Origin of the sequence: Limisphaera sp. 4302-co (assembly GCF_049537155.1) — a bacterium.
Lineage (GTDB): Bacteria > Verrucomicrobiota > Verrucomicrobiia > Limisphaerales > Limisphaeraceae > Limisphaera.
The window spans coordinates 356,981-371,009 of record NZ_JBMVQZ010000002.1; the positions used below are offsets into that span (position 1 = coordinate 356,981).

Annotated in this window: 7 protein-coding genes; 4 read left to right on the forward strand and 3 right to left on the reverse strand. The window is 66.2% G+C overall.

Annotated features, from left to right (window positions below):
- The first annotated feature begins 1 nt into the window (after position 1).
- The 4 genes from ACPDIX_RS03540 to ACPDIX_RS03555 all read left to right on the forward strand — a co-directional run bounded on the left by ACPDIX_RS03540 (position 2) and on the right by ACPDIX_RS03555 (position 10,784).
- Positions 2-4,153: a GEVED domain-containing protein gene (locus tag ACPDIX_RS03540; protein WP_423430397.1), complete on the forward strand. Its 4,152-nt coding sequence runs from the start codon at positions 2-4 to the stop codon at positions 4,151-4,153.
- A 586-nt stretch (positions 4,154-4,739) separates the two neighbouring features.
- Positions 4,740-5,804 carry a ribosome small subunit-dependent GTPase A gene (gene rsgA / locus ACPDIX_RS03545; RefSeq protein ID WP_423430398.1) on the forward strand — a complete coding sequence of 355 codons (1,065 nt, stop codon included), beginning with the start codon at positions 4,740-4,742 and terminating at the stop codon, positions 5,802-5,804.
- A gap of 76 nt (positions 5,805-5,880) precedes the next feature.
- Complete coding sequence (locus ACPDIX_RS03550; RefSeq protein ID WP_423430399.1) at positions 5,881-7,848, forward strand: DUF5060 domain-containing protein; 1,968 nt, start codon at positions 5,881-5,883, stop codon at positions 7,846-7,848.
- Between the two features lie 143 nt (positions 7,849-7,991).
- On the forward strand, positions 7,992-10,784 hold the full coding sequence (locus ACPDIX_RS03555) for a family 78 glycoside hydrolase catalytic domain (RefSeq protein ID WP_423430400.1): 2,793 nt from the start codon (positions 7,992-7,994) through the stop codon (positions 10,782-10,784).
- Positions 10,785-11,324: 540 nt separating this feature from the next.
- Here ACPDIX_RS03555 and ACPDIX_RS03560 read toward each other — a convergent pair.
- The 3 genes from ACPDIX_RS03560 to ACPDIX_RS03570 all read right to left on the reverse strand — a co-directional run bounded on the left by ACPDIX_RS03560 (position 11,325) and on the right by ACPDIX_RS03570 (position 13,930).
- The gene (locus ACPDIX_RS03560) at positions 11,325-12,680 is read right to left on the reverse strand and encodes a sigma-54-dependent transcriptional regulator (protein WP_423430401.1); all 1,356 of its coding nucleotides are present in this window, start codon (positions 12,678-12,680) and stop codon (positions 11,325-11,327) included.
- Positions 12,681-12,967: 287 nt separating this feature from the next.
- Positions 12,968-13,672 carry a hypothetical protein gene (locus tag ACPDIX_RS03565; protein WP_423430402.1) on the reverse strand — a complete coding sequence of 235 codons (705 nt, stop codon included), beginning with the start codon at positions 13,670-13,672 and terminating at the stop codon, positions 12,968-12,970.
- A gap of 54 nt (positions 13,673-13,726) precedes the next feature.
- Positions 13,727-13,930 (reverse strand): hypothetical protein, encoded by a 204-nt coding sequence (locus ACPDIX_RS03570; protein ID WP_423430403.1) that lies wholly within the window; start codon positions 13,928-13,930, stop codon positions 13,727-13,729.
- Between the last annotated feature and the right edge of the window lie 99 nt (positions 13,931-14,029).

The window sequence follows — 14,029 nt, forward strand, 5'->3', positions numbered from 1 at the left end:
CATGAGATCCCTGATTCCCATTCGAAACCTGCATGCGCGTCCCACGGCACCGGGACGCGGCCGGGAACCGGCGAACCCCGGCGGACATGCCTCCTCGCTCTTCTCGCCTTCGTCGAAACCCGGCCGGTTTTCGATGCGGTTGCCCGTTTTGCTGGCGCTGATGTTTGGCGTTTCGGTCGGCGATCTGCGTGCGCAGAGGGCCGATTTCGGCGATGCTCCCGAGCCGTATCCGACCATGCTCGAAGCCGGCGGCGCGTGGCACCCGCCGGGGGGACCGCGGCTCGGCCAGTGGGTGGACGTCGAATCGGACGGTCAGCCGGATCCCAACGCGGTGGGCGACGATCAGAATCCGGTGGGCGCCAGCGACGACGAGGATGGGGTGGTGTTTTTGACGCCGCTTGTGCCGGGCCGGGCGGCCGCGGTGGAGATCGTCATTGGCGGCAGCGATTTCCAAACGGCGTTCGTGGATGCGTGGGTGGACTTCGCCCGGGACGGCGTTTGGGACGACCAGGCCGATCACATCATCGCCGGCATTCAGGTGGGACCGGGAACGCACGTGGTGGACTTCGCGGTCCCCCGGGATGCGGTGCCCGGCGTCACGTTCGCACGATTCCGTGTCAGCACGGTCCGTGTCGGAATCCCCTTCCAGAAGGCGGCCGACGGCGAGGTGGAGGATTACGAGGTGTCGATCGGCGGCGGGTCCGCCGACTATGGAGATGCCCCATCCCCGTATCCCACGCTCGAACGCGACGGCGGCGCCAGTCACGTCCCCGGCGGACCCAGGCTCGGCCTGCAGGAAGACACGGAGGCAGACGGTCAACCCGATGCGGATGCACTGGGTGACGACAGGAATCCGCCCGGGAGCGATGACGAAGATGGCGTCACATTTCTTTCGCCCATCGTTCCCGGCACCACCGCCACCGTGGAGGTGCGGGTTTCGGGCAACTTCGAGATCGCTTTCCTGGATGCCTGGATCGACTTCGGCGCCGATGGAAGCTGGGCCGAGTCCGGCGACCAGATCTTCAGGGCCAAGCCGGTCTCCGCGGGGACAAATCTGCTCTCCTTCACCGTGCCGTTCGAGCTTCGTCCGGGTGATACCTTTGCCCGTTTCCGTATCAGTACGGTCCGGCAGGGACTCGGGCCGAAGGGCCCGGCCGAGGACGGCGAGGTGGAAGATTACCGCGTGACCTTGAGTGCGTCGGACCTCGATTTCGGGGACGCACCCGGCAGGTACCCCACGATGCTGAACGCCGATGGGGCGCGTCACCGCATCTCGCCCGGATTCCATTTGGGCGCTCGAATCGACACCGAGAGGGACGGGCAACCGGATGCCAGTGCCACCGGCGATGACTTGAATCCGCCCGGGGCAGCCGACGACGAAGACGGGGTGTTCTTCCTGACCCCCATCTCACCCGGCCAGACGGCCCGGGTTCTGGTCATCCTTACAGCGCCCCTGAACCCCAATGGGGGACCGGGGTTCGGCGTGCTGAATGCCTGGTTGGACTTCAATCGGAACGAGTCCTGGGCGGACGCCGGGGAGCAGATCTTCACCAACCGGGTCATTCAGGGGGGCAGCAACATCCTGACTTTTGCCGTGCCCGCCAGTGCCGTGCCGGGAACCACCTTCGCCCGGTTCCGCCTCGACCAGGAAGGAGGATTGAGCTTCCGCGGGTTTGCCGCCGCGGGCGAGGTGGAGGACTACCAGGTCAACATTCAACAGCAGTTGGATTTCGGCGATGCCCCGCCGCCCTATCCCACCCTGCTCAGGGACGACGGTGCGCGGCATTTCGTGGTGCCGGAGACTTACCTGGGGTTCAGCGTGGACGTCGAGGGCGACGGCCAACCGAACGCCGCAGCCAACGGGGACGATCTCAACCCCACGACCAGTCCGGATGACGAGGACGGCGTGTTCTTTGCCTCACCGCTGGTGCCGGGTCGCACCGCCACCGTGGAGGTGCGGGCCTCCCGCAGCGGCCGTCTCTATGCCTGGATGGATTTCAATCAGAACGGTTCCTGGGCCGACCCGGGCGAACAGATCTTCGCCGGCCAACTGCTGAACAGCGGGATCAACACCCTCTCCTTTGAGGTGCCGGAAACGGCCGCGGTGGGCGCCGTGTACTCCCGCTGGCGGTTTACCGTCCAGGGACCGGACCTCGGCTTCGTGGGGCCCGCTCCGGATGGGGAGGTGGAGGATCACGTGGCGCGCATCATCCCGGACCGGGAACGTTGCGATCTCGGTTGTGAGGGGCGCGAGTTCTGGTTGACGTTTCCCGGGAACTACGCCCCGGACCCCACCAATCCGCCTCAACCGGAGCTTTGCATTCAGGGACCGGCGGGCACGGTCGGCACCGTCACGATCGCCGCACTTGGTTTCTCCACCAATTTCATCATCCCGGCCGGCTTCACCGCCCGGGTGCCGCTACCTCCGCTGGCCGACCTGGGCGATTTCAATGACGTGGTTCTGCCGGGTCGGGCCGTGCATGTGAAAGCCTCGCGGGACGTGCGCGTGGTTGCGTTCAACCGTGTGCGGTACACCAGCGACAGTTATCAGGCCTTTCATGCCAGCACCCTGGGCACCGAATACCGTGTGCTGGCCTGGCCGAACCTCCACACCGCTGTGCCGCCGCTCAACGGCAGCCAGTTCGCCATCGTGGGCACGGAAAGCAATACGGTGGTTACCATCGTGCCCTCCGCCACCTCGGCCATCAAACCGCCGGGCGCGGCCTATACGGTCGTGCTCCAGCCCGGAGACGTCTACCAGCTCCGGGACACCAACGATGCACCGGCCGATCTGACCGGCACGCTCATCAAGGCCACCCGGCCGGTGGCGGTGTTTGCCGGCCACACTTGCGCCAACGTGCCCACGACCAATCAGTGGTACTGTGACACGCTGGTCGAACAGTTGCTTCCCGTGAACACCTGGGGCGGTGAATACTATCTGGCGCCCCTGGCCACACGCGGCAACGGCGGTCCGTACCGTGTGCTGGCGGCCTACGACGGCACCAGCGTCGCAGTGAACGGCACCACGGTCACCACCCTCAACGCGGGGCAGGCTTTCCTCGGCCTGGCCACCGGCCCTGTCCGAATCACCGCCTCCCGGCCGGTCCTGGTGGCGCATTATGCGGCCAGTTCGGACTGGGATGCCAATGCCCAATCGGACCCGTTCATGGCGCTGGTGCAGTCGCCGCGGCATTTCTCGACTGCGTACATCGTTTGCACGCCCACCAACGGGTTCTCGGCCCACTATGTGCAGGTGGTGACGCCGATCTCGGTGACCAACAGTGTCCTTCTGGACGGCGTGGCCATCAACCCGGCGCTGTTCCAGCCCGTTCCCGGCAGCTCCTATGCCGTGGCCAACGTGGCCGTGAGCGCCGGCGCGCACATCCTGACGGCAGGCGCGCCGTTCGGGATCCTCACCTACGGTTGGGGCCTGTACGATTCCTACGGGCACGCGGGCTGTTTCCACTTCGGAGACGTGGCACCGCCCGCGGTGGTGCCGGCCCTCACGCATGTCACACTGGACGTTACTCAGAACCCACAGCAGCCCGGCACGGCGTTTGTGCCCGACCTGCGCACGCTGACCACCGTGGAGGACAACTGCTCGCTGGAACTGCCCCGACCCCAGCAGGTGCCCGTGCCCGCCACCGCCGTTCCGCCCGGGATTTACGCTGTGGAACTCTCCGTGGTGGACGAAAACGGGAACATCGGCACGACCAACGTGATCCTGACCGTGGTGGATCCCTCGCCGGTGACCATCGAATGCCCGGCCGACCTGGTCGTGCCCTGCGATACGCCCGAGGGCGCCCACGTCCAGTTCAGCGTGCGCGCGCACACGCTCTATGAAACCAACGTGGCGGTGGTCTCCGTGCCGCCGTCGGGCAGCCTCTTCCCCGTGGGCACGACCGTGGTGACCAATGTTGCGACCAGCCTGGCCGGTAACACGGCCACCTGCACCTTCCGTGTCACGGTGGTTTGTGAGCGCAGGATCACGCTGGAACGGGGCCCGAACGGGCTGACGCTGAGATGGACGGGTGGGGGCGTGCTGGAGCAGGCGCCTGCGGTCACGGGTCCATGGCAGCCGGTGGCCAACGCCACCAGTCCGTACACCGTGCGTCCCACAAACCAGCGTCTGTTCTTCCGCGTCCGATACTGACCTGCCGATGCCGTCCGATGGGACGGAGGCTCGCGGCCGGAAACTCAGGGTTGGTGTGGTTGCAGATTTCAGGCCGGGGCGGCTTGTGCCCGGGGCGACCGGCTTGGTGTCCGCCTGGGCAATGGCGCATCCCGGCGGCGTGTGCCGGACGCGCTGCTCATCCCGTGACCGTGAACTCCGCGCAGGGCCGTACGGACGTTGCACCGACCCCGAACCATCCAGACCTCGCTTGGCGCATGCAAGGGACGGGCGCGGCAACACCCGGGCTGATCGCGCGCTGTCTCGGGTGACTTTTGAATGGGAAGCGCCCCTGCCGACTCTTTTTGCGCCCGGCAACCGCCGGGTGGACAAGCCCCGCTGGACCGGTTTCTTGCGGGACCACACGGACCTGCGAGGTTCCCGGGGCGGAGCCTGCGATTGGCATGACGACGGGTGGACCGGGTGTTTCGGCGCCGTCGGGCGGGCTTTCAGGAGGCAGGGGACGGTTCCGGGCCCGGGGATTTCAACCCGGCCTTTGCACGGGCGGCCCCCTTGCGAGCGTGGACGTTGCCAGCACAAGGTTGCTGTGGTTAGCTCCGTGGGTTGCATGAACAGTGCGGTTCCATCGTTGGAGACGTTGGGTTGGGATCCGGGCTGGGAAGAGGCTTTCCAACCCCATCGCGAGACGGGGCTGCGGCCGGCCCGGGTGATCACCCAGGAGAAACATCGCTACCTTTTGTGGGGCGAGGAGGGTGAGTGCGAGGCACAGGTTCCCGGGAAGATGGTGCGGCTGGCCGAGAGCGAGGCCGATCTGCCGAAGGTGGGCGACTGGGTCGGTTACCGTACACCCGGTGCACCGGGGCAACCAGCCCGGATTGAAACGGTTCTGCCCCGCCGGACCCGACTGGCGCGCAAGGTGGCCGGCCGCGAAACAGAAGAACAGGTCCTGGTCACGAACGTGGATGTGGCGTTTTTGGTCCAGGCACTCGATCAAACCTTCAATGCGCGGCTGCTGGAGCGGATGCTGCTCATGTGCCTGGAGGGCGGGGTGCAGCCGGCGGTGGTGCTGAACAAGGCCGATCTGTGCCAGGACCCGACGGCCCTGATGAACGAGGCGCGGCGCCGGGCCGGGGAGGCTCCGGTGATCCTCACCTGCGCGCGATCCGGCGCGGGTATCGAGGAGCTGCGGCAGCTTCTGCCGCCGGGACGCACCGGCGTGTTCCTCGGCCCGTCGGGCGTGGGCAAGTCCAGCCTCATCAACCGGCTTTACGGCGAGGAAATCCAGCCCACGGCGGAGGTGCGCGAACGCGATCACAAGGGCCGGCACACCACGACATGGCGCGAGCTGATCGTGCTGCCCGATGGCGGGCTGGTGATTGACACCCCGGGCATGCGTGAGTTCCACCTGTGGATGGCCGGGGAAGGTCTGCACGAGGCCTTTCCCGACATCGAGTTGTTGGCGCTGCGTTGCCGGTTCCGCGACTGTCACCACGCAACCGAGCCGGGCTGTGCCGTGCGCGAGGCCGTGGCTGCCGGGGAACTCGATCCCGAACGACTGGCCAGCTACCAGAAACTGCGCCAGGAACTGGAGTATCTCCACCGGGTGCGCCACTGGCAGCGACCGCCGCGGCAGCGTCCCCGGCCGCTGCGGCCGCGTCAGAAACCGGGATGACGCACCGGCCGCGACGGCGGTACGAAAGGCACGCGCCCGACTTGCCTGCCCGGTCTGCGCAACCGACAGTGGGCACGTGAAACGAAGAGCCCTGCTTCAACTTGCCGCACTGACCGTGCTCGCTTGGTTGGTGTCTGCGGATGCGGCGCGACCGGATGCGGATTCCGATGCGCATGCGGCGGCCCGGCTGCCGGGCAGCGGCACGGTGACGGTCCGGGGAGAGTTGAAACAGTGGCACAAGCTGACCCTCGACCTGGACGGTCCTTTCGCGAATGAACGGGACACCGATCCCAATCCGTTTACCGATTATCGGTTGACGGCCGTCTTTCGGCATCCGGCGACGGGGCGCAGGTACGTGGTGCCGGGCTACTTTGCAGCCGATGGGCGGGCGGGGGAAACCTCCGCCGATGCCGGGTCCTGCTGGCGGGTCCATTTCGCCCCGGATGCCGTGGGCCGCTGGGAGTACGAACTGACGCTCCTGCAGGGCAAGGGGGTGGCCATCGACGACGGCGCGGTGCCGGGCGCCCGCGCCCTGTCTCATCGCAGCGGGTCGTTTGATATCGGCCCTTCCGACAAGGCGCCGCCGGATTTCCGCGGGCGGGGCCGGCTCGAGTACGTCGGCACTCGATATCTCCGTTGCGCCGGCTCCGGCGAGTTTTTCCTGAAGGTGGGCGCGGATTCGCCCGAGAATCTGCTCGCGTACGCCGACTTCGACGGCACCGTGGCGCCGGGCCGGCGTGCGGCCCGGCCGGGCGAGAACGCCCCCACCGGCCGTCTCAAAACCTGGGAACCGCATGTGCGTGACTGGCGTCCCGGCGATCCCACCTGGCAGAACGGCCGCGGTCGGGGGTTGATCGGTGCCCTCAACTACCTGGCCGGCTGCGGCATGAACGCCGTCAGCCTCCTCACCTACAACGCCGGTGGCGACGGCGACGATGTCTGGCCGTTCGTGACGCGCAACGACAAGTTCCACTACGACTGTTCGAAGCTCGACCAGTGGGCCGTCGTGTTCGAGCACGCCAACCGCCGCGGCCTGCTGGTCCATTTCAAGCTCCAGGAGACCGAAATGGACGACAACCGTGTCGGCGCGGGCGGATCGGTACGGGTCGTTCCCGAGGCGCTCGACGGAGGAGACCTGGGCCCCGAACGAAAACTTTACCTGCGCGAGTTGGTGGCTCGATTCGCGCATCTGCCCGCGCTGCAGTGGAACTTGGGCGAGGAAAACTCGCAAAGCACCGAACAGATTCGGGCGATGGCTGCCTGGTTGCGGGAACTGGATCCCTACGATCATCCCGTCGTGCTCCATACCTACCCGAACCAGCAGGAGCACGTGTACAACCCGTTGTTGGGCGGTCGAGCCGTGTTGACAGGCGTTTCCCTACAGAACCACTGGAGCGCGGCGCATCAGCGGGTGCTGCACTGGATTGAAGCATCCGCGCGCGCGGGGCATCCATGGGTGGCCTGCCATGACGAACAAAACCCTGCCTCGGGCGGGGTGCCTCCGGACCCGGGTTTCGCCGGGCACCCGGGTACGGCACGGGACGGCGACCGCACCTACTCCCTGCACGACATCCGGCGGTACTGTCTCTGGGGTACGCCGATGGCCGGGGGCGCCGGTGTGGAGTATTACTTTGGTTACGACCTGCCCCAGAACGATCTCCAGTGCGAGGACTGGCGCAGCAGGGACCGCAGTTGGCGGTACGGCAGACTGGCCCTGGCCTTCTTTCGGGATCACCGCGTCACCTTCTGGGCCGCGTACAATGCCGACGCTCTCGTGGGCAATCCCACCCACGACAATTCCCGCTATTGTCTCGCCCTGCCGGGAGAGATGTACGTGGTGTACCTGCCCCGGGGAGGCACGGCCACGCTGGACCTCGGGCCTGGCCGGGAAACGTTCGAGGTCAGGTGGTACAACCCGCGGGAGGGCGGCCCGTTGCAGACCGGCACGGTTGGCGAGGTGGAAGGACCCGGTCCGGTCCGCCTCGGCAACCCGCCGGCAGACCCCGGGGAGGACTGGGTGATTCTCGTTCGGCGCCGGTCCTGAGCATTCAAACGGCCGGATCGCTTGCACGAGCGGAGCGTGGGTGCCGTGTCCGCGCGTGGCCGGGGTTGTCTCCGTGCCGGAAACGCGTCCTGGCCGGCCGGGGAGATTGGCCCCGGGCCACCCGGGCCGTTACATTGTGGCCCGTGGATCGTGTGACCGTGCTGCGACGTTTCACCAGCGTGTGGTTGGCAGCCCTGCTGATGGGCGCTGACGGGGTCTGGGGAAGTACATCATCGGAATCGCCCGAGGATGCCCTCCTTCCCATCAGTCTGCGTTGCGAATACGACCCTTTTGCGCGCAGCGTCGAGCTGCAGCATCCCCGGCTCTTCTGGAAACTGGCCGGCCCGGGCCGGAACCGCGCCCAAACCGCTTACCGGATTCTTGTGGCCTCTTCCCCCGGTTTCCTGGCACGAGACCGGGGTGACCTGTGGGACTCGGGCAAGGTTGTTTCCGACGAAACGATTCACATCCGTTACGCCGGGAAGCCGTTGTCCTCCTCGCAACAGGTCTTTTGGAAGGTTCGCGTTTGGGACGAAAAGGATCGGCCCTCGCCCTGGAGCACCAACGGCACTTGGATCATGGGCATTCTCGACCCCGCCGAGTGGCGCGGCCGGTGGATCTGTGCACCCGCTGAAACGGAGGCGCTGATCCTGCGCAAAGAGTTCGAGGTTCGCACCGGCCTGACCCGTGCCGTCGTTCACGTCTGCGGCCTGGGCCATTACGAGATGTTCCTGAACGGCCGGCGGGTGGGGGAGGACCTGTTCACCCCCGGCTGGACCGATTACCGCAAGACCACCTTGTACGACACGTACGACGTCACCGAGCTGCTCCGACCCGGACGGAACGCAATCGGCCTCATGCTCGGCAACGGGATGTATCACGTGGTGCGGCGTCATCGCTTCGCCAAGTTCACCGGATCTTTCGGTCCCCTCCGTGCCATCGTGCACCTGCGGTTGGAATACGCCGACGGCACCACGGCGTTCGTGGGCACGGACCCCAGCTGGAAGGTTCATCCGGGTCCCATCACCTACAGCAGCATCTACGGGGGCGAGGATTACGATGCGCGGAAGGAACCGCGCGGCTGGAAACTGCCCGGATTCGACGACCGTGATTGGGAGCACGCCGTGGCCGTGGTCCGACCGGCACCCACCCTGCGCGGCCATCATGCCGCCGCCCTGCCGATCCGGCCCATCGAGACCCGCAAACCGGTGGCCGTCCGGAAGCTGGCACCGGACGTCTGGATCCACGACCTTGGTCAAAATGCCTCCTGGATGCCCCGTCTCACGGTTCGTGGTCCCGCCGGCAGCGCGGTCCGCCTGACACCTGCGGAGATCCTGTTCCCCGATGGTTCGATTGACCGTCAGACCATGGGCAGCACCAACCGCGGCATTTCCTGGTGGCAGTACACGCTCCGCGGCGGTTCACCCGGGCAGGTCGCCGGATCGGACGGTGACCCGGACGAGACCTGGTTTCCACAGTTTTACTACGTCGGTTGCCGCTATCTCGAGGCGCGCCTGTTTCCGGCCGAACCGGGTGGTCCGTTGCCGGAGATCGTCTCTCTGGAGGGCGTGTTGGTTCATTCCACATCCGAGCCGGTGGGCGAGTTCGAGTGTTCCAACCCTTTGGTGAACCAAATCCGCGACCTCGTTCGCTGGGCGCAACGGGCCAACATGGTCTCGATTCTCACCGACTGCCCGCACCGTGAGAAGCTGGGCTGGCTGGAGCAGTACCACCTCAACGGTCCGGCCATCCGCTACGAGTTCGATCTGGGCCGTCTCTTCACCAAGGGTATGCACGACATGGCGGACGCACAGTTGCCGGAGGGCCTTGTACCCAATATCGCCCCTGAACACACCGTGTTCGACGGTGCATTCCGCGCCGCCGCTGAATGGGGCAGTGCCTTCATCCAGGTGCCCTGGCAGCAGTACCTTTTTTACGCCGATCTCGATTTGTTGCGCGAGTATTACGATCGCATGAAACGCTACTTCGCCTGGCTGGACGCCCGCGCGAAGGACGGTCTGCTGGATCAGGGGCTGGGCGACTGGTGCGACTGGGGCCCCGCGCGCGTCAACCGGGCCGAGCTAACTCCTCCGCAGGTGACCGCCACGGCGTTTTACTATCTCGACGCTGCCACCCTGGCGCGCGTGGCCCGGTTGCTGGGCCGTTCGGAGGAGGCCGATGCATTCGCGCGCAAGGCGGAGGCCATCCGCGCGGCATTCCGGCGCGAGTTTTGGGACCCCGCCCGGCGCGGCTACGCCACCGGCTCGCAGGCGGCCAACGCCATCGCTTTGGCCATGGAGCTGGCCGAACCCGGTCACCGGGACGAGGTGCTGGGCTCGTTGATCCGCGATCTCGCCGTGCGCGGTTACGCCATGACGGCCGGGGACGTGGGATTCCGGTTCCTGGTGCAGGCCCTGGCGGAAAACGGGCATTCGGACGTGGTTTACCGGATGATCAATCGGCGGGACCCGCCCGGGTACGGCTGCCAGATCGAGCGGGGCGCCACCGCGCTGACCGAGTTCTGGGACGCGCGGCGCACCGGTTCCCACAATCACTTCATGCTGGGACACATCACCGAGTGGTTCTACAAGGACCTCTGCGGCATCGAATGCGATCCCGAGGGGCCGGGATTCAAGAAGATCGTGATCCGACCCGATCCGGTGGGCGACCTCACCCGGGCGCGCGCACGGTACGACTCGATTCGCGGTCTCATTGCAAGCGAGTGGAAACGCGAGAACCATGTATTCCAGCTCCGGGTGACCATCCCGCCCAACACCACGGCCACAATCTGGATGCCGGCCCGACGGGCGGAGGACGTGACAGAGGGAAACCAACCGGCGGCCCGGAGTGCGTGGGTGAAATTTCTGCGGATGGAGGGCGACCGCGCCGTGTTTGCCGTCGGATCGGGAACCTACGAATTTGAAAGCCATTTTTGATGATCACGACGGGCCACTGGCCACGCCTTGCGGCCGTAACCGGCTGCGATCCGTGCCGGCTGATGAGCCCGTGGAGGAATCGCGGCAATCTCGGAGAGGCGCACAGCGCGCGGCGGGCTTCACAGGGAGAGGAAAGAGAAAAGCCGGAACGAACGGTGTTGATCCGTAGCCGCGGCCTTTTCGGGGACGGTGGGATCGCACGGGAGACAGCACGGTGTCCGGGCGCACATGCTGCTGCTCAGATGAACCCAAACGGGCAGGGGACAGCTTTCGCCCAACGAGGAAGAGAATATCTGTGCTCTGTGGTTTGGGAGAGAGGGTTGTTCTTGTCTTTTGTATCTCTGTGGTTGTGTGGAGGCGGTGTTCTCGTTGATCTCGCTGCTCCGGCGGGTGCATGCCGGGGAGGAGTATCTCCGTGGGAGGAGGCTGTCGGAGCGGCGATCTTCACGCGTGCCCATGGGGGAGTCGGGTCCCTCCGGGCCCGAATGTGGCCGGGGCGTGGGAAGGATTGTTTGTGGCCGGTGAGTGCGGGAGCAGGTCTCAGTGGTCCGGCGGGTCCACCCTGTACCCCGCTTCGCGGTAGCGCTGAAGTTTGTAGACGAGGGTGCGGCGGCTGATGCCGAGCACGCGGGCGGTCTCGGTGCGGTTGAATCCGCAGCGCTGCAGGGTCTCCAGGATCTTCTGTCGTTCGACCTCTTCCAAACGCAGGGATTCCTCCGAACCTCCGGGTTCCCCCTGTTCTTCCACACTGCGGAGGATGCGTGCGGGCAGGTGTTCCGGCAGGACGAGTTCCCCCCGGCAAAGGAGCGCGGCCCGTTCCATCACGTTGCGCAGTTCACGGACGTTGCCGGGCCAGGCGTACCTTTGGAGGATCTCCGCCACCGAGGGCGCGAACCGCGCGCGGCCTCCTGCAAACTGGCGCAGGAAATGGGTTGCCAGGGGCAGAATGTCCTCGGGCCGTTCCCGCAGGGGCGGCACGTGAAGTTCCACCACGTTCAGCCGGTAATAGAGATCCTCCCGGAACCGGCCCTCGCGCACGGCTGTTTCGATGTCGCGATTGGTGGAGGCGAGGATCCGCGCGTCCGAGTGAACGTCCAGATTGGAGCCGATGCGCTGGAAACGGCCGTCCTGGATGACGCGCAGCAGTTTGGCCTGCAGCGGCAGCGCCATGTCGCCGATTTCGTCGAGGAACAACGTGCCGCCGCGGGCCTCCTCGAACCGGCCGATCCGCTGGCGCGTCGCGCCGGTGAAGGCGCCCTTTTCATGGCCGAACAGTTCGCTTTCCAAAAGGGTCTCGGGGATGGCCGCGCAGTTGATCTTGATGAGGGGGCCGTGGGCGCGCGGGCTCCAGGCATGGATCAGATCGGCCAGGACTTCCTTGCCCACGCCGCTTTCCCCGGTGATCAGGACACGGGTTTCGGACCGGGCCACCAGTGCGGCGTCGCGAAGCAGCGCGCGCATCTGCGGGCTGACGGCCACCACGTCCGGCGGCAGTTCCGGCAAGGGCCCGAGATCGGTCCGGTCTGCGGACTGGCCGGTGGCCTGCCGGACGTGCTGGAGCAGTTCCTCCAGGTCTATGGGTTTGGGCAGGTAATTGAGCGCGCCGTCGCGCATGGCCCCCACGGCTTCGCGGATGTCGGCGTAGGCGGTCACCAGCAGGACCGGCAGGAGTGCATTCTGCTGGCGGGCGCGGCGCAGGGTTTCCAGGCCGGAGATTCCGGGCATCCGGACGTCGGAGATCAGCAGATCCACCGGTTCGCGTTGCAGGACGGCCAGGGCTTCCTCCCCGGTGGAGGCCGTCAGGGTGACGTAGCCCCGGCCGCGCAGAAACGACTCCAGCAGGCTGCGTTGGCCGGGATCGTCGTCCACGATCAGGATGCGCGGCGTGCGATTCATGACTGACCGCTTCCATCCTAATTACCGTCAGAGGTCTCACAAGGGGATTCCCACCGACACCGCCCCGCCCGGTGGCCCTGTCGTCGGATGGAGACCGATCGTCGGAGTGACCGGGACGGAGATGGTTGGATGAAAGCCTCGGACATGAGCCCCCGGTGCGCTGCTCCTTTTAGCGGCGCATGGTTCACTTTCCACCTGGTCGGACACTCCCTTCTCTGGAGTCAAGCCGGAAGCGGCCGCTTCAGTCTTTGGACGCGCCGTTGAAGCATCCCGCGCCGTTTGGCCGGTCAATCGGCCGGTCCGGCGAAGACCTTTGATGGCCGGTTCCGTTTTCTGCCCGGGCCTTTCTGACGCGCCGCGTTTTCGCTCTCCCTTGCAAGCCCGGCCATGGGCCGGCCCACCGGTTCGAAAGTGAAGGACTCCTGCCCGGTGGCGACTCGGATGGAGAGAGACGCCCGGCTGCCAGGGGTGGTGAATGCAGCCCCACCCGTCGGTCCCGAAACAGTCCATCCTGCTTTCCCCTCTTCCATCCGGAGCCGGATCCTCACCACATCCGATTCCGTCAGATGATAAAGCCAGAGGGTGTATCCGATGCGGCCCATCGGCTGCGCGATACGCTGATAAGCCACACCCCCATCCCGTTCCTGCAGACCCTTGACACTGGCCGCGTACCAGCCAGGTTGTAGGCCCACGGGACGATCGGCGTGGACGATCGGGTCCGCCTCGCTTGGGTCCACGGGCGGCGGCAGCCAGTGCCATCCTTCCAGTGCCGGGCTGGCCGAGACGGCCGCCGTCACGTAGAGCGGGCGGGCATCCGGATGCGTCTCCGCCCAGCGCCGCAGCCGGGCCAGGTCCTGGCCCCAGTCCGTGTTGCTGTGCAGCAGATGCCGCCACCTGTTTTCCGGACCCCCCGTGCATTTGTTGAAGTAACTCAGGCTGTGAGGGTACACCCGGAGACTGCTGAAGACCGTCCATGCTGCCAGCCCGGTCAATCAGAGGGTGGCGGCGTCCGGATCGAACCGCAAACGTTGCACAACCCGGGCGACTCAAACATAGAAAAACGGTACGACCGGTAACACGTAACGGAAATGATGGTTGAACCCTGTGTGTGAACTGACCAGGGCCACCACTGCCAGAGGTGGCAGGAGCAGAGCCGCCTCATCCGGGAGCACGGGACAGGGTAGCCGCCGTCGGGCCAGCCGGAACCCTGCCGTTGTCTCCAGCAACAACATTCCCACCGGCTCTTTCACCCCCCCGGCGTACAAATCGTAATACCGTCAACCGCCATGACGCCATTGACCCCGCAGATGGGACCGGTTGCCAGGATCGAACTCGCTCTGTCGAACGTC

Coding starts and splice junctions, on each gene's coding strand:
- ACPDIX_RS03540 (WP_423430397.1), top strand. CDS start 2: ATGAGATCCCTGATTCCCATTCGAAACCTGCATGCGCGTCCCACGGCA.
- rsgA (WP_423430398.1), top strand. CDS start 4,740: ATGAACAGTGCGGTTCCATCGTTGGAGACGTTGGGTTGGGATCCGGGC.
- ACPDIX_RS03560 (WP_423430401.1), bottom strand. CDS start 12,680: ATGAATCGCACGCCGCGCATCCTGATCGTGGACGACGATCCCGGCCAA.